The organism is Flavobacterium ponti (genome assembly GCF_042652765.1).
Taxonomy (GTDB): Bacteria; Bacteroidota; Bacteroidia; order Flavobacteriales; family Flavobacteriaceae; genus Flavobacterium; species Flavobacterium ponti.
On the sequence record NZ_JBHSGW010000025.1, the window covers coordinates 256236 to 274353 of the forward strand.

Annotated in this window: 23 protein-coding genes; 18 read left to right on the forward strand and 5 right to left on the reverse strand. The window is 29.0% G+C overall.

What is annotated here, in order from left to right:
* Nucleotides 1-17: 17 nt before the first annotated feature.
* From ACFO3U_RS09480 to ACFO3U_RS09530, 11 genes are all read left to right on the forward strand, one after another.
* On the forward strand, nucleotides 18-485 hold the full coding sequence (locus ACFO3U_RS09480) for a DMP19 family protein (RefSeq protein ID WP_379741157.1): 468 nt from the start codon (nucleotides 18-20) through the stop codon (nucleotides 483-485).
* A 96-nt stretch (nucleotides 486-581) separates the two neighbouring features.
* Nucleotides 582-3338, forward strand: a complete 2757-nt coding sequence (locus ACFO3U_RS09485; RefSeq protein ID WP_379741160.1) for a response regulator — start codon at nucleotides 582-584, stop codon at nucleotides 3336-3338.
* Between the two features lie 159 nt (nucleotides 3339-3497).
* Nucleotides 3498-3992: a hypothetical protein gene (locus tag ACFO3U_RS09490; protein WP_379741164.1), complete on the forward strand. Its 495-nt coding sequence runs from the start codon at nucleotides 3498-3500 to the stop codon at nucleotides 3990-3992.
* Nucleotides 3993-4003: 11 nt separating this feature from the next.
* Nucleotides 4004-4504, forward strand: coding sequence for a DUF6252 domain-containing protein (locus ACFO3U_RS09495; protein WP_379741167.1), 501 nt, complete (start codon nucleotides 4004-4006; stop codon nucleotides 4502-4504).
* Nucleotides 4505-4536: 32 nt separating this feature from the next.
* Entirely contained in the window at nucleotides 4537-5013 is a 477-nt protein-coding gene (locus tag ACFO3U_RS09500) for a hypothetical protein (protein WP_379741170.1), read from the forward strand.
* 2 nt (nucleotides 5014-5015) lie between these two features.
* Nucleotides 5016-6293, forward strand: a complete 1278-nt coding sequence (locus ACFO3U_RS09505) for an OmpA family protein (RefSeq protein WP_379741173.1) — start codon at nucleotides 5016-5018, stop codon at nucleotides 6291-6293.
* An 18-nt stretch (nucleotides 6294-6311) separates the two neighbouring features.
* Entirely contained in the window at nucleotides 6312-6467 is a 156-nt protein-coding gene (locus tag ACFO3U_RS09510; protein ID WP_379741176.1) for a hypothetical protein, read from the forward strand.
* 1 nt (nucleotide 6468) lies between these two features.
* On the forward strand, nucleotides 6469-7359 hold the full coding sequence (locus ACFO3U_RS09515) for a hypothetical protein (RefSeq protein WP_379741179.1): 891 nt from the start codon (nucleotides 6469-6471) through the stop codon (nucleotides 7357-7359).
* 22 nt (nucleotides 7360-7381) lie between these two features.
* Nucleotides 7382-8164 carry a hypothetical protein gene (locus tag ACFO3U_RS09520; protein WP_379741182.1) on the forward strand — a complete coding sequence of 261 codons (783 nt, stop codon included), beginning with the start codon at nucleotides 7382-7384 and terminating at the stop codon, nucleotides 8162-8164.
* 24 nt (nucleotides 8165-8188) lie between these two features.
* Nucleotides 8189-8782, forward strand: a complete 594-nt coding sequence (locus ACFO3U_RS09525) for a hypothetical protein (protein ID WP_379741185.1) — start codon at nucleotides 8189-8191, stop codon at nucleotides 8780-8782.
* A gap of 50 nt (nucleotides 8783-8832) precedes the next feature.
* Nucleotides 8833-9459: a hypothetical protein gene (locus ACFO3U_RS09530; protein ID WP_379741188.1), complete on the forward strand. Its 627-nt coding sequence runs from the start codon at nucleotides 8833-8835 to the stop codon at nucleotides 9457-9459.
* A 71-nt stretch (nucleotides 9460-9530) separates the two neighbouring features.
* Here ACFO3U_RS09530 and ACFO3U_RS09535 read toward each other — a convergent pair whose 3' ends face one another.
* A complete protein-coding gene (locus ACFO3U_RS09535) occupies nucleotides 9531-9932 on the reverse strand; it encodes a TerB family tellurite resistance protein (RefSeq protein ID WP_379741191.1) in 402 nt (133 codons plus the stop codon).
* Between the two features lie 48 nt (nucleotides 9933-9980).
* Between ACFO3U_RS09535 and ACFO3U_RS09540 the strand changes: the two genes are divergently transcribed.
* From ACFO3U_RS09540 to ACFO3U_RS09570, 7 genes are all read left to right on the forward strand, one after another.
* Nucleotides 9981-10766: an alpha/beta hydrolase gene (locus ACFO3U_RS09540; protein ID WP_379741194.1), complete on the forward strand. Its 786-nt coding sequence runs from the start codon at nucleotides 9981-9983 to the stop codon at nucleotides 10764-10766.
* Between the two features lie 74 nt (nucleotides 10767-10840).
* Entirely contained in the window at nucleotides 10841-11323 is a 483-nt protein-coding gene (locus ACFO3U_RS09545; RefSeq protein WP_379741197.1) for a DUF1456 family protein, read from the forward strand.
* A 259-nt stretch (nucleotides 11324-11582) separates the two neighbouring features.
* Entirely contained in the window at nucleotides 11583-11981 is a 399-nt protein-coding gene (locus ACFO3U_RS09550; RefSeq protein WP_379741200.1) for a hypothetical protein, read from the forward strand.
* A 9-nt stretch (nucleotides 11982-11990) separates the two neighbouring features.
* Entirely contained in the window at nucleotides 11991-12353 is a 363-nt protein-coding gene (locus ACFO3U_RS09555) for a hypothetical protein (protein WP_379741203.1), read from the forward strand.
* Nucleotides 12354-12361: 8 nt separating this feature from the next.
* Nucleotides 12362-13441 carry a S1 family peptidase gene (locus tag ACFO3U_RS09560; RefSeq protein ID WP_379741206.1) on the forward strand — a complete coding sequence of 360 codons (1080 nt, stop codon included), beginning with the start codon at nucleotides 12362-12364 and terminating at the stop codon, nucleotides 13439-13441.
* Nucleotides 13442-13447: 6 nt separating this feature from the next.
* Nucleotides 13448-13648 carry a DUF3761 domain-containing protein gene (locus tag ACFO3U_RS09565; protein WP_379741209.1) on the forward strand — a complete coding sequence of 67 codons (201 nt, stop codon included), beginning with the start codon at nucleotides 13448-13450 and terminating at the stop codon, nucleotides 13646-13648.
* Nucleotides 13649-13812: 164 nt separating this feature from the next.
* Nucleotides 13813-14343: a hypothetical protein gene (locus ACFO3U_RS09570; RefSeq protein WP_379741212.1), complete on the forward strand. Its 531-nt coding sequence runs from the start codon at nucleotides 13813-13815 to the stop codon at nucleotides 14341-14343.
* 361 nt (nucleotides 14344-14704) lie between these two features.
* Here the strand turns inward: ACFO3U_RS09570 and ACFO3U_RS09575 are convergent, their stop codons facing one another.
* The 4 genes from ACFO3U_RS09575 to pfkA form a co-directional block, all read right to left on the reverse strand.
* Entirely contained in the window at nucleotides 14705-15076 is a 372-nt protein-coding gene (locus ACFO3U_RS09575; protein ID WP_379741215.1) for a methylglyoxal synthase, read from the reverse strand.
* 91 nt (nucleotides 15077-15167) lie between these two features.
* On the reverse strand, nucleotides 15168-16013 hold the full coding sequence (locus tag ACFO3U_RS09580) for a BadF/BadG/BcrA/BcrD ATPase family protein (RefSeq protein WP_379741218.1): 846 nt from the start codon (nucleotides 16011-16013) through the stop codon (nucleotides 15168-15170).
* A gap of 57 nt (nucleotides 16014-16070) precedes the next feature.
* Nucleotides 16071-17078, reverse strand: a complete 1008-nt coding sequence (gene gap, locus ACFO3U_RS09585) for a type I glyceraldehyde-3-phosphate dehydrogenase (protein ID WP_379741226.1) — start codon at nucleotides 17076-17078, stop codon at nucleotides 16071-16073.
* 31 nt (nucleotides 17079-17109) lie between these two features.
* Nucleotides 17110-18096, reverse strand: coding sequence for a 6-phosphofructokinase (pfkA, locus tag ACFO3U_RS09590; protein ID WP_379741229.1), 987 nt, complete (start codon nucleotides 18094-18096; stop codon nucleotides 17110-17112).
* Nucleotides 18097-18118 lie beyond the last annotated feature (22 nt).

The following is an 18118-nucleotide window of genomic DNA, read 5'->3' on the forward strand; positions in this document are numbered from 1 at the left end:
GATTTAAAAATCACAAAATGAAAAACATAAACGAAATATTACAATTAACGGACGAAATCGAAATCATCGAAGCCGTTGGAACCAACATTTGGAACAAGAAAAACGAATCGGATGATTTTACTTTACTAAACGATTGTGAACGAACTTTTGTGTATATAGATGTGTTTGAAGCAGCTATGAATGAAGGAGGTTTCAATTACTTTTTTAGTAACGATGCTGGAAACTTTGCTTTAGAAATTAAAGAAGCTTATAAAACCATAAAAGCACCAAAAACAGCTTTATTAATTGAAAAAGCATTAGGTTTATTCCCAAAAGGTGATTACAAAGACGATATTGACGAAAGAAGCAAACAATTAGCTAAAATGGACGACAAAGCATTTTCTGGTTGGGAAGATTTAGACGAATTGTTTTTTGACGACGAACAAGAAGAAGATATTGTGACTTTAATCATTGATTTTATCAAGAATAATAAAGAGTCTTTTTAAAAAAAGTATGTAACATTTTATTGTTACATATATCATTAAAATATAAGTATTTATGTTTTAAAATTGTATAACTTTACATTAGTTATACTTTTTGAAATGAAAAAAATAGTCTTTTTAATTTTAATTGTTTTTAACTGTTGCTTTTCACAATCAAATCAGGTTGAGTTTGACAAAGCGTTAAAAACTTCGGAACAGTTTTTAAAAAATCTTCAAGCTGACAGTGCTTATTTTTATGCTTTAAAAAGCGAAACTATTGCAAATAAATCTTCTGATAAATTGCAATTAGTAAAATCATATATTGCTTTATCTAATGCTTTATACAAACAAGGAAAAAAAAACAACTCTTTTACTTTTGCAAAAAAAGCAGATAGTTTAGCAATTGCATCTAATAATATAGAGTTGTCATTAGAGGCAAAATTAACCTTAGGAAATATTTATTTTTCAAAATTTGAAGATGTTAAAGCTATAGAAACGTATCAAACTATTGAAAAAATAGCTTCAAAAAATAATATTGAAAACAAATCACTTGTAAAAGCGTTACAAAACACTGGGTTGCTTTTTTTAAGAGGATATCAAGACCAAAATAAAGATCCTTTTGAAAGTGCAAATGCATATTTTAAAAAGGCTTATTCTATTGCAGAAAAAAACAATTTAAAAGAAGAACAATACATAATTGGTTCCTATATTGGTTCAGTACATGTAAATAATAAAGAATATGAAAAAGCTCTTGAATACTATGATGAAGCACATTCCTATTTTAAAAAAACAAATAACATAAAAGAACTGTGCCAAATAAATTGGGCTTATGCTACACTCTATCGTTATTGGAATAAAAATAGTCTTGCCGAAAAATATTATAATGAAAACATACAATTAAATTCAAATGTTAATAACATAAACGGAATTGCAAGAGCACATTGGGCATTAGCAGGCTATTTTGTACAAAAAAAACAATTCTCAAAAGCTATTATTGAATATGAAAAAGCCATAGAATTTTTCAAAAAAGAAAAAAATATTGATATAGGTCCATACAGCAGTAGTTTATATGAATTATCACTAGCTTACAAAAAAATTGGAGAAAATGATAAAGCATATAAGTTATTAGATGAATATGTTATCTACAATGACAGTTTAAATAGTATTCAAAATAGAGAAGCTTTTACAGAAATTGAAACCAAGTATCAAAATGAAAAAAAAGAGCAAGAAATCAAGCTTCTTTCTGCGGAAAATAAACTAGCTCAAAAGCAAAAATATATCTACATAGGTTTAGCCATTCTATTTTTAATTTTAGGATTATCACTCTTTTTTGTATTTAGAAACAAAATAAAAACAGCTCAAAAATTAAAAGAATTAAACGATTTAAAATCGAAATTTTTTGCCAATATTTCTCATGAATTCAGAACACCTCTTACTTTAATTAAAAGTCCTGTTCAAATTTTGCAAACTACAGTGAAGAGTGATAATGAAATGAAACAACTTCAATTGATTGACAAAAATTCAAACAGAATGTTAGAATTAGTAGATCAATTATTAGAACTTTCCAAAATTGATAGCGGAAAACTACAGCTTATCTTAAAAAGTGGAAACATTGCTTCCTTTTTACACTCAATTATTGAACCTTTTGATTTTCAAGCAAAAAACGCTAACATTAATTTTAAAACTTCCATTGAAAAAAAATCCGAAAATCATAATTTTGATAAAGATGTTATTGAAAAAATTGTGACTAATTTAGTATCTAATGCCTTTAAATACACTGCTGAAAATGAAAATATTGTATTTTCATCCAACTTTGAAAATGAAAATTTAAAGCTAATTGTTTCTAATTCAGGAACTACCCTTAAAAAAGAGGATTTATCAAAATTATTTGAACGTTTTTATCAAAAAAACGAAAATGCAAAAGGTGTTGGTATTGGATTAGCGTTAGTCAAAGAATTAGTTGATTTATATGAAGGTACAATTCAAACCAAAATTGAACATGGTGTTTTACAGTTTGAGATTACAATTCCATTAGCAAAAACACCTGTAAATGCAATAATAATTTCAAGTGAAAATGAAAAACCAATCATAAATAGTATAGAAAATGATAGTGAATTACCTATATTATTAATAGTGGATGACAATGCTGAAATAAGATCTATTTTAAAATCTATTTTTAATGAAAAGTTTAAAACCATTGAAGCTGAAGATGGAGAAAAAGCATTAAAAATTGCTCTCAAAGAAATTCCTGATTGCATTATTTCTGATGTAATGATGCCAAAATTAGATGGCTTTTCATTTGCTAAAGCAATTAAATCTAATGAATTAACCTCATTTATTCCAGTTGTTTTATTGACAGCAAAAACGTCAGAAGAAGCACATTTGGAAGGACTAAAAAGCACAGCAGATGCTTTCTTGACAAAACCATTCAATAATGAAATAGTCATTGAAACAGTTAATCAACTAATTACTGAACGAAAAAAACTTCACAATCGTTATAGTCAAGAGTTGGTTTTAAAACCTACAGAAATAGTTGTTGACTCCTATGATGAAAAATTCATCCACAAACTTCAAACTATTTTGGACCAAAACATTACAAATTCTGACTTTACAGCTGAAGAGTTTGCCAATCAAGCTAATGTGAGTAGAATGCAATTGCATCGCAAATTAAAATCTTTATTCGGAGTTTCTGCAACAGAATTTATACGAAATGAAAGAATTAAAATGGCTGCAGAACTTTTGAAGAAAGAATCAATAGGTATTTCAGAAGTTGGTTACGCGGTTGGATTTAACGACATTTCATATTTTGCAAAATGCTTTAAAGAAGTCTTTGAATTATCTCCTTCAGAATATCATAAAAAACATTCTTCAGAATAAAAACCCTTATTTTATTAGGTGTAACAAGCATGTTACATTTCTCTTAAAGGTTGTTACATATGTAGCAACCTTCTTTTTTTTATTGGAATAAATTAGTCCTAGGATTTTCAACTAAAAATGCAAAATCAAAATTATTAAACAACTCAAAAACAAAATCTTATGAAAACAATTTTAAAAACAATTGCAATTTTATTTATTACACTTTTTGTCTTCTCATGTAACAAAGATGATGGTAATTCTTCAACTCCTGCTGTTAATGATAATTTTATTAGAGCCAAAATTGATGGTGTGCCTTATGAAGTAACTGGAACCGCTCTTCACGGCAGTTTAGACGAAAACGGTTTTGATTTAGACAGCAGAAACTCAAGTAGTACAGGAATGGACTTTTATATTATTGGAGATGTTGCCGTTGACACTTATAACTTCAGTACAGCAAATGTTACTACACAAGGAAGGTTGAACTACAGGCTAACTGGTGAAAATTTCACTACTGGATTTTGTTCCGTTTCAAATGGAACCTTAACAATAACTGCTATTAATGGAAAAACTGTTCAAGGAACTTTCAGTTTTATGGGTAGCTCAATGTCAGAATCTTGTGCAAGTCCATCTACGAAAACAGTAACCGATGGTACATTTAAAATAACAGTTCCATAAATTAAAATATTATGAAACATTTTAGAAAAATTCTAGCTATCATTTTTATTATCTCTCTAACAATATCATGTAGTAAAGATGATGATAGCTCTTCAACTCCAGTTCCAGAAGGATACTTTTTTAAAGCTAAAATAAATGGTGTGCCTTTCAATGCTGTTGTTCCTGAATTTGGAGCTTCAAAATCTGGAAATATAATTACCATTGCTTGTGTACAAGGTATTCATAAATTTCAATTGAAAATTACAAATCCAATTGATAATGGTGTTGGAACTTATACAATACCAACAGCAACGGGTAATACTATTACATTAACTTATGAAAATGATGTTGTAGTATATCAATCGGGAATTTGTGGTTCAACTGGAACGCTAAACATTACTGCAATTGAAAACACCACAATTGGTGAAATTTCTGGAACATTTTCATACACTGGTGGAAATTCAGATGATTGTGCTTTACCTCAAATTAACATCACTGAAGGTTCTTTTAAGGCAATTTATGCTGGTTCATAAAAAAATTATTAATAACTATTAAAAACTCAATTATGAAAAATTTACACAAATTATTAACACTAATCTTTTTATCATTAATCTCATGTGATAAAGATGATTCACCAACAAAAGTTATCGATTTAAAAGCAGATATTACTTATGAAATGGTATCGCAAAGTTCGGCTACATCAGGTACAATTAAAATTATTGCACATGTAAAAAATGTTGGGAATTCATCATTTACATCTTCTGCAAATCAACAAGTTGTAAATTTAGTGGTAAAAACTCCTGGTGCTGCAGATTTTATTGTTGAGCATTTAGATTTTACTTCCGTTCCTAAAGATGAAGAACTGACTTTTAATATTACTAGACAATGGAATACAGCAGATGAATTTCCACAAAGTTATGAATTAAGAATAGTTTATGATCCAGATTTATTTATTGATGGTTCAACAGATAATGATGATACTAATCAAAGTAATGATATTTTTTTACTTAGTGGAACTACCATAAACACTTTATTTAATTAGCCATGAAAACAATAATTGTATCTATATTATTCCTTTTTTCTTTCAATGCAAATGCTCAATTTTTGAAAAAATTAAGTAAAAAAGCGGAAGAAGCAGCAAAAAGAAGTGTTGAAAGAAAAGTAGAGCAAAAATCAGAAAAAACAACTGATAAAGCCGTTGATAAGGTTTTAAATCCAGAAAAAAAATCTAAAACAGAAGGAAATTCTACTTCTTCTTCTTCTTCTAAAAAAGATAAAAAAACTAAATCGGCTAAATCAGCTAACGATTTTATTGCTGGAACAAAAATAATCGCTACAGAGAATTTCTCTCAAGATGCTATTGGAGATTTTCCAGTCAATTGGTCCACAAATAGTAGCGGTGAAGTCGTGACTTTTGATGGAGAAAATACGCGTTGGTTAAAATTAAATGACAATGGAAATTATACTCCAAATACTATCAAAAAACTAGCCGATAATTTCACTTTTGAATTTGATTTGTATTCTTCAGAAGATTTCTCCTTCTACTCTACTGCATTAAAAATTGGATTTATTGAAACCAAAAAGAAAAATGATTACACCCAATGGAAAGAATTTCAAAGCGGTAAAGATGGTGTAATTGTATCGCTTCATCCTCAATTAGCAGGAACAGAAAAAGTGGGAGGAACAGGGTTTTTTGTTATTGATAATGGTTCTTCAATAATGAATAATAATGTTGAACTTAATAGTTATACCAACAATCAAAACACAGCAAAAATTCAATTTTGGAGACAAAAAAATAGACTTAGAATGTATGTAAATGGTGAAAAAGTTTGGGATTTACCTAATGCTTTTCAAGATGCAAATTACAATACTATTGTTTTTTTTATTCATGGTTATAATGACAAAAAAGATAAATACTACATCTCTAATTTAAAATTAGCTGAAGCTGGAGCTGATACTCGTCATACATTAATTGAAACAGGAACTTTTACTACCAATGAAATTCTATTTGATACCAATAAATCTATCATTAAAAACTCTAGTACTGCTGTTTTAAACGAATTAGGAAAAGCACTTCAAGAAAATCCTACTATAAAAGTAAGTATCACAGGACACACTGATAGTGATGGAAAAGAAATGGATAATCAAAAATTATCGGAACAAAGAGCTGAAAGTGTGAAAAATTACTTGGTTACAAATTTTGGAATTGATAAAAACAAAATTACAACAAACGGAAAAGGAGAAAATAGTCCAATTGCTGATAATACTAAAGAAGAAGGTAAAAAACAGAATCGAAGAGTTGAATTTAACATCATCAAATAAATCTTTAACTAATCATCAATGCCTAAAAAAGCAACAAAATATGAGGCAAATATTGATAAACTCCCTTCCAAAAAAGTATACATCAATGTAAATCATTTAGAAGAAGGAGATTATGAATTAAATATTATCAATAAAAATAAATTAATCAGTAAAACTACTTTTAAAAAAAAATAACATGAAAAATGCAATAAAAATAATAATCTTTTTATCCATCATTGCAACTATATCGTGTAGCAAAGATGATGATAATTCAACACCTTACTTTACAAGCTACAGTTACTCATTTTCTTCTGAAGAATTAAATTTAAATTATAATTCAAATAACGAATTAGTATCTTTTGAATCACAAGATCCTTCTAGTAGCACGTTTATAAAAGTTAATAATGAAATTACAAAAAGTAGCAATGGCAATATTATTAAAGTGGGCAATTCAACTTTGACATACAATACTTTAAACCAAATTATTGAAATTAATGATGGTTCAGGTAATGGAGTAACTCAGCTTCAATATGATACTCCTGGTAGATTAATCATTCAAAATACAAGTTATTTTGGTGGTATAATAAATGAAACTAAAAACCTAACTTATGATTCCGCTAATAGAGTTTCAAAGATTATAAGTCATGTTACTAATGCCACATCTAGTGCTTATTTTAAATATGAGATTAGTTATAATTCTGAAAATAATATAGGTGTTATTGTGACTAGTACAAGCAATGATGGAGTAACATATGTAAACTTAGGAATAGAAAATTATACTTATGATGATAAACCTAATCCACTTAAAACTGTTACAAATAGCTTAGGTTTTGGAAATTTTTATATTTCACCTTCATTTCAATGTGATTTTTTGGAAACTTTATCAATTGGTCATATAGCAGCATACACACTAGCATACATTAGTAATAACAATGTTACTCTTGTGGAAGCTTCCTATGTTTCTGGTTTTGAAAATAATACCTCGTATGCCTACGAATACGATAACTACGGTAATCCAACAAAAGTGACCATAACAGATGATGAGGATGGCACTTATGCTAAAAATTTCAATTACACTTTAAAATAACAACAACTTAAAGACAAAGATTATGAAAAATTTAAAAAATGTCATTCTATTACTATTCTCAATACTTGTTTTGTCTTGTAGCAAAGATGACGAAAACCCTGTCATTCAAGAATATTTCCCAACAAAAATAATGACCTCGGTTCCTGCTAATCCAAATGTAAATGGCTCTACCGATATAGAATATGACAACAAAAATAGGATTTCAAAAATAAGTTATATAAACGACGCTCAAACTTATGAATTTGATTTAACCTATAATTCAAATGACCTAATCGAAAAAGTTGTAAGTAAAAAAACAACTGGTTCAACTAGTAGTGAACTTACTTTCAACTGCAATTATACAGATACCATTTTAACACAAATCCAACTTTCAAATAGTATCACATCGTCAACAATTGATTTTATTTACGATTCTGCAAATAGAAAATACGTCATACAAGACAGTTCATCTGGCACTGAATACTTTATATTTGATACAAACGGAAACTTAGTTGAATTTAATCTTGTTGGCATTCAATTAGCACTTACTTATAGTAATAACAAAGGAATCTATAACGGTTTTAAAAACAGTTTACCTCTTTTATTTGCAAGCATGATAAATAGCTCGGAAATCACTTTTTATTATTCTTATTTTTTTGCAAATAAAGACATTACAAACATGACTGCTTATTCCTCAAATCATTTTACTTCAACATCAACTGTAAATGATAATAATTCTATTTCAGGAACTCTTCTTAAAAATGTAGATACTGGTGAAACTGTACTCACCTCAAATATACAATATGAACTTAGAACTATTAATTAAAATTAAACAATAAATAATTAACATATGAAAACTACAATTTTAAAAACAGTATTAATTGGATTGGTAGCTATTCTAACTTCATGCTCTGCTGAAGATGGAAAGGATGGAGTTAACGGCATCAATGGAATTGATGGAACAAATGGTGTAGATGGTTCACAAGGACCTCAAGGGCCTCAAGGACCAGCAGGAACAGCAAATGTGATTTATTCAAGTTGGATTCCTGCAAATTTTTCAGGAACATCTGCAAGTCTCAAATACATGGGAATCGATTTTCCTATGGGTATGCCTTCTGCTTCATCAATCAAAAATACCCACACAGTATTAGTTTATTTCACTGGATATGGAGACGGAAACGTTTATCAATTACCTGTTTTAGATTTTAGAGGAGCCCAATTCACCTTTGGTTTTGGGAGTAGTTCTATTTCTTCTTCAGATATAAACATTACAGCAAAAGCATTATCTGGAAATCTAACTAGCCAACAAATTGATCCAGCTTTGGGTGCAAAATTTAGATATATCATTATTCCTAACGGTGTTTTAGCAAATAGATTAAATACTTCAGGACTTACTAAAATGAACTACGAAGAAACTTGTGATTATTTCAATATTGAAGAATAACATTTAAATGTAGTTTTTAATAAGAGTCATAATTCCAAAAACTAAACAAAATGAAAAAAATTAAATTTTTATTTGTGTTTTTCCCAATATGTGTTTTGGCTCAAGTTGGTATTAGCACAACCTCTCCTACTGCAACTCTTGAAATTGCAACATCAGACACCGAAACAATGCCTCCTTTTGAAATTGAATCGAGAAGTACAACACCAACTGGAACTTCAGATGGTCAAATGGCTGTTATTGATAGTATGTTATTCTTATATAGTGTTGCAAAAAATAAATGGTTGAGTTTAGAGACTATTCCGTTGACATTTACAAATTATTTCCAAACCGGAAATTCTTCCTACAGTTACGGCTACATAACAACAACAAACAGTATCAATGTTGGAATAAAATTACCCTATGATGGAACCATTGTAGCCATTACTTTTCAGCAATTTTACAATAGTAATGCATCCAATAAAAACATTGAAATAAGGAGAAATTTTACTCAAATATCAACTGTAGATGTTATTCATACATTTACCTTAACAGGAATAACTTACAACAATAATAATGTGAATATAGATTTTAATTCAGGTGATTATTTAAGTTTATATTGTGTCAATGATGGCGTTCCTGGTAGTTTAAGTTCACCAGTAGCCACATTGTTTGTCAAATGGAGAAAAGATAATCCTTAAAAGATTTAAAGTAAATTAATAAATTTGAGTTAGTTTTTTTTAAGAGGTCTAAAGATTTTTTTAGGCCTTTTTTAGTTGTACTGCTCATGAAAAGCAGCTATCAAAACATCTCCATCAATCATTCTTGTGGGAGATTCTTTCATTAAATGCAGAACACGTTTCATGGCATATGGATTTAAACCCATGTTGATACCAATTTCGTTGATTTTTTTGTGTTCATTTTCATGTAAAACACCATCGACGTGCATTAATAAAGCTAATTTATAAAACTGACAAATTCGGCTAAACTCATCTTTAATAATGACTTTTGTGGGTTTTTTGTCATATAATTTAAGCATCGTTTCCTTATCAATTTCTAGCTCCTGTGCGATCATTTCTATGAAGTCATATTCTCTATCGTGTAATTGTCCATCAACCAATGCAAAGGCAATCATTTCTTGCAATAAACTAATTTTCTCTTGGTAAGTTTCCATCAAAATGCTACTTTTATTAAAGATTTCAAATTCAAATATAAACAAAAAATGAAAAACAGCGTTCTATTTATTTTAACATTTTTTTGGGGTTTAACCCAAATTTCAGCGCAAAATCGCTATACCACATTTGAAATCAAAGCACCACAATTAGATACCATTAAAAAAATTTATGTCTATCTACCTTTTGGTTATGAAACTTCCAGCAAAAAATATCCCGTTATTTATATGCACGATGCCCAAAATTTGTTTGATGCCAAAACATCTTACGCTGGAGAATGGCACGTTGACGAAACGCTAGACAGTTTAAAAGCAAATGTCATTGTAATTGGTATTGAACATGGAAATAACAAACGATTAGAAGAACTTACTCCTTACAAAAACGAAAAATTTGGTGGTGGAAAAGCCGATGTATATTTAGATTTTATAGTTTCAAATTTAAAACCTTATGTAGATAAAACCTATCGAACAAAATCCAATAAAAGCAACACAGCCATCATGGGAAGTTCGTTGGGTGGATTAGTTTCTTTTTATGCAGGATTAAAATATCCAAAAGTATTTGGAAAAGTAGGTTGCTTCTCACCTTCTTTTTGGTTTTCAGACGAAATTTATACATTGATGGAAAACACTAAAAAAATCAACACCAAAATTTACTTTATGTGTGGTGATAGCGAAAGCGAAAATTTGGTTGCCGAAATGGAAAAAATGGAAAACCTAATTAGAGAAAAACGTTGCGATTGCTTACACCTTACAAAAATGAAAGTAGTCAAAGACGGAAAACATAATGAAAATTTATGGGCAAAGGAATTTGCAAAAGCGTATCTTTGGCTTTTCTAACTGTTAAGTGTTTATAGTTTATGGTTCATTGTACAAAAACTATAAACAACAAACCATTAACAACAAACATACATATGACAAACAACGATATATTTAAAAAACTACGTGTTGCCTTACAATTAAGAGACGACCAAATAGTGGAGATTTTAGAATTAGTAGATTTTAGAGTTTCAAAAGGTGAATTGGGAAATATTTTCAGAAAAGAAGACCATCCTAGTTATATGGAATGTGGTGATCAATTGCTACGTAATTTTTTGAATGGTTTGGTAATTAAACTTCGTGGTACAAAAGAAAATCCTAAAAACGCTAGCGAAGAATTAACTAAAATAGCCAATTCTAAAATAGATTTATCCACTGGAGAAAAACCAGCAGCAAAGAAACCTGTGGCCAAAAAACCATTTGCAAAAGAGTTTCCAAAAAAGAAATTTGACGACAAACCAAAAACGGATGCTAAAAAGAAACCAGCTTCTAACTCAAAATCTAGAGATGCAAAACCAAAAAAGGTACAAGTAGTTGAGAAAGTTAAATTTAACAACGGAAAACCAAAGAAAAAATAAGTAGCTTTTCTATAAAATATTTAATCCTATCAGAATTATCTGATGGGATTTTTTATATATTTACAATTACTTACAAACGATTATAACTATTTATTAGTACTCATAAAAATGCGACTATAAACAAGTTAGTCACAATTTGACAAAAAAAACTATAAATGAGGTTTTCCGTAAATAAATTAAATTTATTTTTCCAAAATTTGCAGAATTATAATACTAAACAAATATTTAATACGATAATATTTTTAAAACTATTAACAAAATGAAAAAAATAATAATTTTATTTATTTTTCTGACAACAGCCAGTATTTATTCTCAAGATAATGGTTTGAAAAATTATTACCAAACATTAAAATATACTTCGGTATACAAAGTTGATTTAGATATAAATAGATGGGAATTTCAAAATTATCACAATACTTCAGTAATTTTTGATCTAGATGAAAATGGTAAAGGAAGAATAATCCTCTATTATACTTCAAAACATGTATATTTTGTTGAAAGAAATTATAGAGTGAACTATTCAGATGGTTCGGGGACTTATTTTTTTGTTCTTGATAATGGAGGTATCTTACGTTTAGGCATCACACCTGATAATTACACTTCAGCTTTTAGTTTGGTTTTTAGAGATAATACAACAATTACATTCAGTAACAAATAGCTCTTTATTATGAAAAACGTCATGCTTTTATTTACTTTATTTCTTTGTTCATTTTCTTTCGCACAAAATAGCGAGTTCTCGACTTATGACTTAAAGAAAGTTTATTCAATAATTCAATTTAAACCAATTAAAGGTTTATCAGGTTTAAACCAACAAGAATTAAATCAATATTTTAATATGGTTGAAGCTGATACTCCAATGCTTAAGCAATTAAATATAAGTAGTTGGTATTATTGTGATTACAAAAAGATTGATAATTATGATACTTATAATTACTATTATAAAGATATTTCACGTGATACTTACAACAAATATTGTAAAGAAATCAATGCATTAATGTTACTTGACGGTGTAATTATTCAACCTAAATAAATAATTTTATGAGAATAATAACTTCTTTTTTGTTTATATTAATGTTTTTTTCTTGTAATAAAAAAGACATTGAACCTGAAACACCTGAAAAAATATTTGAAAAATATAAAAGTAGTGTAGTTCTAATTGCAAGCCAATATTATTACGAAGTTTATTCAGGTAATTCTACTTATTACTATTCTCCTAATTCAGAAAAAAAACTCTTTTTTTCAAAGGAAGAAGTTCTTAATAATTTATCCTTTTCTACAGGAACAGGATTTGTTATTTCTGAAAATGGAGAAATTATTACAAATAATCACGTTGTAAATAATAAAGATGAAAATTATAAAATAGAATTAGTTAATTTTTACGAAAAAGCAAAATCAAGTATTTTGTATGAAGTTAGAATGTATAACGATACAATTGACCAGATAAAATCAACTTATTATCAATATTCTGACCAGATGGATTATTACGAAAAGCAGAAATTTGAAAACCGTTACGCCTTTGTTGTAGATAAAAAAAACTTTTTGGTTGACTTATATGAAAGAATTGAAGACATTGATTTATCAAACGCAACTTCCAAATTAATAATTCACAAATTGGGTATTGCATATAATGACACCCACGTAACTGAATTTGATGATTTGCAAGAATGTGTAGTTATAAAAACTTCAGAAAACGAAAAAATTGATTTAGCTCTTATTCAAACCAAAAACAAATCATTCAATACTAAACCAAAATTCATTTTTAATTTTGAGGACAATAATCCGAACTTAAAAGAAAACCCAGAAAAAAATAAAGAACGAAACATAAAAAATCCAATCAAAATAAACGAAGACGTTTTCATGATTGGTTTTAATCGTGGTTTTTCTTTGGCAAACACAAAACAAGGAATTAAATCACAATTTACAAGCGGAAAAATCAGTCAAGAAAATGATGGTGAAAGAATTTTATATACAATTCCAACATTAGAAGGTTCAAGTGGAAGTCCGATTGTTGACAAATGGGGAAATTTAGTTGGAGTTAATTTTGCAAAAATCACAAATAGCCAAAGTTTTAGCTTCGGTGTTCCAGTAAATGAAGTAAAAAAGTTTTACGAAGAATAAGATTTTATGAATGAAAAGGAAAATAAATCGAATTCTGGCTGTTTCATTTTAATTGTTATTGTTCTACTTTCTTTATACACTTGTGGTTCTCGTAAAAGAATTGGTGCAACTTGCAGAGATGGAACTTCCTCATATTCGACTGGTTCTGGAACTTGTTCACATCATAACGGTGTAAGAAATTGGAAATACGAATATTGGTGGGAATAAAAAAACAGCCTACAACACAGGTTTTGCAAGATTGCGGGTTTTGGACTGAATTTAAAGTTTGTTTTGTATCTTTAAGTTCAGTGTTTAACCGAAAGTTTCGGCTTCTTTAGTCCGCAACCTCGCAAAGCCTGGGAACGTTGTGAAATAATTTTAACTTCAAAAAGATGACTGAATTAAATAATAAAGAAATATATAAGTTAGATGAAATTTTAATATTTCTAAATAGTAATAAAGGCTATGGTTACGAAAATTATTTCTTAGCAGAAAAGTTTGAAGTTTCATTACATCAATTTAATTTTTTATATGACAAAATTGTAGAATTTTCATTAAACGAATTTTCAATAGGAAATGTTGTAGATCGTGGAAAAAGTTATGCAAAAATTGAATGCAATTATTTAACTGACCGTTTTATTCAAAGTGGTGGATTTAAAAAATATTATAGTTTGAAAAAAGAAAAAGAATTACAGCAAAATCAATCTCAAATTAACAATATTTTCAATGGTTCAATAATAAATTCCAAGATAGAAATCGATAATTCATCTAATAAAAATAATGACGAAAGCATAACCAAAAATTTTGAAAAAAATGGAGAAAATAAATTTCTCGGATTTCTCTCAAAATTTTGGTGGCAAATATTGATACCTTTTGCATTGCTTGTTGTTGGACTCTTAATTGAAAATTATTATTTTAAATAAAAAACTATAGCCAAAAACAGTTTTACACAACGGTTTAGTCTTAGTTATTCCTTCCATAAAATCTTTATGAGTTGAAATTTTAAAAATATTTTTTGTATTCAGTCTTAAATAAAAGTAAATGTAAAAAAGAAATAAAGCTCCCGCATTTAGAAATATTGCATGTTCATTTAGAAATATACCTCCTGCATTTAGAAATATACCTCCTGCATTTAGAAATAGAGCTCCTGCATTTAGAAATATACCTCCTACATTTAGAAATATACCTCCTGCATTTAGAAATATCGCAAGTTCATTTAGAAATATTGAACCAACAAAAAGTAATTTAGAAAACTAAATTAAAAAATATTGAAATACTTGTTCCCTAATCCATAGTCAAAGCATTCAACAACATTTGTGCAGAGGCTTCATTAGTAGCTAAAGGAACATTATGCACATCACAAATACGAATCAACATAGAAATATCCGGTTCGTGTGGATGACTTGAGTTGGGATCTTTAAAAAATAAAACCATTTTTGTTTTACCTTCTGCTACTCTAGCGGCAATTTGGGCATCACCTCCTAATGGTCCAGAAAGCATTTTCTTTACTTTTAAACCCACAGAAGCTACTTTTCCTCCTGTCGTTCCAGTTGCAATTAGTTTTATGTTTTCTTTAATTAAAATGTCTTTATTTTTATTGATGAATTGAACCATATCGGCTTTTTTTCCATCGTGAGCAATTATTGCTATTTCCATTTTATGTTGAATTTACTGTAGCATCTTTACATGCTGAATATATTTGTGTAAAAATAAAAAATCCTGACAAAAACATCAGGATTCTTATTATTTAGTTTGTGTGAAACTCAATTAAACCATCAGCTGGTCTTCTCAGTGCATTTCCCATCTTGTAACCATATTTTTCTAAAACTACTTTCAGTTCGTCTTTTAAATAAAAAGCAATAGAACCTACAAAATTTACAGGAACATTTTTGTGTTCTTCAAATTGCATGACGTAATTTTTAACAAACGATTTTAATTCCTTTTTGATGATTTTTTTACAAAACTCGTGGTCTTTGTTCTTTATCAAAAATTTGGCAAACGTAGCCAAATAAGCATTTGGGTTAGGTTCTTTATATAATTTGTTTTTGATAAAATCAGGATCAACATTGAACTCTTTTTCAAAGTCATTAGCTAATGATGCTGGCATTTTATTAAAATAATATCCTCTTATCAAATGACGTCCAAAACGATTACCTGAACCATCATCCATGGCAATATAACCTAATGATTGTACTTTTTGATGAAGAATAGTACCATCATAAAAACTACAATTGGAACCTGTACCTAAAATACAAACTATCGCTTTTTCATTTTTTGGTGTAGTAGCATAAACTGCAGCATAAGTGTCTTCTTCTACCGTAATTTTTGCATTAGTAAAATATTCTTGAAAAATTTCTCTTAAAAAGTTTTTCATTCTATCTGTTCCACAACCTGCTCCATAAAAAAACAATTCAGTAGCACTTTTTTTATTGTGAGAAATATCGAATTTATCCTCTAATCGTTGAATAATTTCTTCTTTGGTTAAAACTTCTGGATTTAAACCTAATGATTGTGTAGTAAATAAAACTTTACCGTTATCATCAATGGCCATCCAATCGGCTTTTGTTGAACCGCTATCAACTAGTAATTTCATAATTTGAAGTTAGAATTTAGATATATGAATTTAGACTATAAATTCAACCCAAATATATTATAATTTTGCTACATGAACGGCTAAGTCAATCAATTTACTTGAATAACCATATTCATTATCATACCAAGACACAATTTTAAAGAACGTAGAATTTAATCCAATTCCAGCTTTAGCATCAACAATTGAAGTTCTCTTATCTGAAATAAAATCCTGTGAAACTACATCATCTTCAGTATAACCAAGAATTCCTTTCATACTAGTTTCAGAAGTTTCTTTGATTACTTTCATGATTTCTTCATAGGTAGTTTCTTTGGCTAATTTAACGGTCATATCAACCACAGAAACATCGATAGTTGGTACACGGAAAGCCATTCCAGTCAATTTTCCATTTAATTCAGGAATAACTTTTCCAACAGCTTTTGCAGCTCCAGTTGAAGAAGGAATAATGTTTACACTTGCTGCTCTTCCACCTCTCCAATCTTTTTTAGATGGTCCATCAGCAGTCATTTGCGTTGATGTTGTAGCATGAACAGTTGTCATCAATGCTTCCACAATTCCGAAATTATCATTTAAAACTTTAGCCAATGGAGCCAAACAGTTTGTTGTACAAGAAGCATTTGAAACAATAATATCAGAAGCTTTAGCAGTTTCATGATTTACCCCCATTACAAACATAGGAGCATCAGCTGAAGGAGCAGAAATAACTACTTTTTTAGCACCACCATCAATGTGATAATGAGCAGATTCTAAAGTTGTGAAAATACCTGTACATTCTGCCACTACATCTACATCAACAGTTGCATCATCCCATTTAATTAATTTAGGATCTCTTTCTGCTGTAACTCTGATGTATTTATCGTTTACGTATAATTTTCCGTCTTTTACTTCTACTTTTCCAGCAAAACGACCGTGAACTGAATCGTATTTTAACAAGTAAGCTAAATGATCTACATCTAATAAATCATTGATTGCTACTACTTCTACATTATCTCTATTGAATGTTTCTCTGAAGACAATTCTTCCTATTCTACCAAAACCGTTTATTCCTAATTTTACTTTTGACATTTTTTTTATGTTATTTTATTTTATTAATATTTTAAGTTGTCATAATATCTGACACGCGTAATAATTCTAAATCTATTTCTGTTTCTCCTTTTATAGCTTGTTCTAGTGGTGTTAGAGCTATTTTGTCATTTATAATTCCAACCATATAATTTGATTTACCCTCTAAAATTGATTCAACAGCTTTAACTCCTAATCTTGAAGCTAATACTCGGTCAAAACAAGAAGGTGAACCACCACGTTGCATATGACCTAAAACAGATACTCTTACATCATATTCTGGCATATGTTCTTCAACATAATCTTTTAATTCAAAAACACTTTTTCCTATTTTATCACCTTCAGAAACGACAACAATACTAGATGATTTTCCAGAAGCTTTACTTTTGCGTAAGGATTCCAACAAACGTTCTAAACCTAAATCTTCTTCAGGAATAAGAATTTCCTCTGCTCCTGCTCCAATTCCTGCATTTAAAGCAATATGACCCGCATCACGACCCATCACTTCAACAAAGAATAATCGGTTGTGAGAACTTGCTGTATCTCTAATTTTATCAATTACTTCTACAACTGTGTTTAATGCAGTATCATATCCTAATGTATGTGTTGTTCCATAGATATCATTATCTATAGTTCCAGGAATTCCCATTACAGGAAATTTATATTCTTTATTAAAAATTTCGGCTCCAGTAAAAGAACCATCACCACCAATAACCACAAAAGCATCAATTCCTGCTTGTGTTAGTTTTTCATAGGCTTTTTTTCTTCCTTCAGCCGTTCTAAATTCAACAGAACGTGCAGACTTAAGTATTGTTCCTCCTTTATTGACAATATTATTTACAGAACGAGGTCCCATTTCTTTGAAGTCACCTTCAATCATTCCTTGATATCCTCTATAAATTCCAATACATTCTATATTATGAAAAGCACATGTACGCACAACTGAACGAATAGCTGCATTCATTCCTGGTGAATCTCCTCCAGATGTTAGTACTCCTATTTTTTTAATATTCAATGACATATTTTTTATATTTTATCGTAAA

Coding starts and splice junctions, on each gene's coding strand:
- ACFO3U_RS09480 (WP_379741157.1), top strand. CDS start 18: ATGAAAAACATAAACGAAATATTACAATTAACGGACGAAATCGAAATC.
- ACFO3U_RS09485 (WP_379741160.1), top strand. CDS start 582: ATGAAAAAAATAGTCTTTTTAATTTTAATTGTTTTTAACTGTTGCTTT.
- ACFO3U_RS09490 (WP_379741164.1), top strand. CDS start 3,498: ATGAAAACAATTTTAAAAACAATTGCAATTTTATTTATTACACTTTTT.
- ACFO3U_RS09495 (WP_379741167.1), top strand. CDS start 4,004: ATGAAACATTTTAGAAAAATTCTAGCTATCATTTTTATTATCTCTCTA.
- ACFO3U_RS09500 (WP_379741170.1), top strand. CDS start 4,537: ATGAAAAATTTACACAAATTATTAACACTAATCTTTTTATCATTAATC.
- ACFO3U_RS09505 (WP_379741173.1), top strand. CDS start 5,016: ATGAAAACAATAATTGTATCTATATTATTCCTTTTTTCTTTCAATGCA.
- ACFO3U_RS09510 (WP_379741176.1), top strand. CDS start 6,312: ATGCCTAAAAAAGCAACAAAATATGAGGCAAATATTGATAAACTCCCT.
- ACFO3U_RS09515 (WP_379741179.1), top strand. CDS start 6,469: ATGAAAAATGCAATAAAAATAATAATCTTTTTATCCATCATTGCAACT.
- ACFO3U_RS09520 (WP_379741182.1), top strand. CDS start 7,382: ATGAAAAATTTAAAAAATGTCATTCTATTACTATTCTCAATACTTGTT.
- ACFO3U_RS09525 (WP_379741185.1), top strand. CDS start 8,189: ATGAAAACTACAATTTTAAAAACAGTATTAATTGGATTGGTAGCTATT.
- ACFO3U_RS09530 (WP_379741188.1), top strand. CDS start 8,833: ATGAAAAAAATTAAATTTTTATTTGTGTTTTTCCCAATATGTGTTTTG.
- ACFO3U_RS09535 (WP_379741191.1), bottom strand. CDS start 9,932: ATGGAAACTTACCAAGAGAAAATTAGTTTATTGCAAGAAATGATTGCC.
- ACFO3U_RS09540 (WP_379741194.1), top strand. CDS start 9,981: ATGAAAAACAGCGTTCTATTTATTTTAACATTTTTTTGGGGTTTAACC.
- ACFO3U_RS09545 (WP_379741197.1), top strand. CDS start 10,841: ATGACAAACAACGATATATTTAAAAAACTACGTGTTGCCTTACAATTA.
- ACFO3U_RS09550 (WP_379741200.1), top strand. CDS start 11,583: ATGAAAAAAATAATAATTTTATTTATTTTTCTGACAACAGCCAGTATT.
- ACFO3U_RS09555 (WP_379741203.1), top strand. CDS start 11,991: ATGAAAAACGTCATGCTTTTATTTACTTTATTTCTTTGTTCATTTTCT.
- ACFO3U_RS09560 (WP_379741206.1), top strand. CDS start 12,362: ATGAGAATAATAACTTCTTTTTTGTTTATATTAATGTTTTTTTCTTGT.
- ACFO3U_RS09565 (WP_379741209.1), top strand. CDS start 13,448: ATGAATGAAAAGGAAAATAAATCGAATTCTGGCTGTTTCATTTTAATT.
- ACFO3U_RS09570 (WP_379741212.1), top strand. CDS start 13,813: ATGACTGAATTAAATAATAAAGAAATATATAAGTTAGATGAAATTTTA.
- ACFO3U_RS09575 (WP_379741215.1), bottom strand. CDS start 15,076: ATGGAAATAGCAATAATTGCTCACGATGGAAAAAAAGCCGATATGGTT.
- ACFO3U_RS09580 (WP_379741218.1), bottom strand. CDS start 16,013: ATGAAATTACTAGTTGATAGCGGTTCAACAAAAGCCGATTGGATGGCC.
- gap (WP_379741226.1), bottom strand. CDS start 17,078: ATGTCAAAAGTAAAATTAGGAATAAACGGTTTTGGTAGAATAGGAAGA.
- pfkA (WP_379741229.1), bottom strand. CDS start 18,096: ATGTCATTGAATATTAAAAAAATAGGAGTACTAACATCTGGAGGAGAT.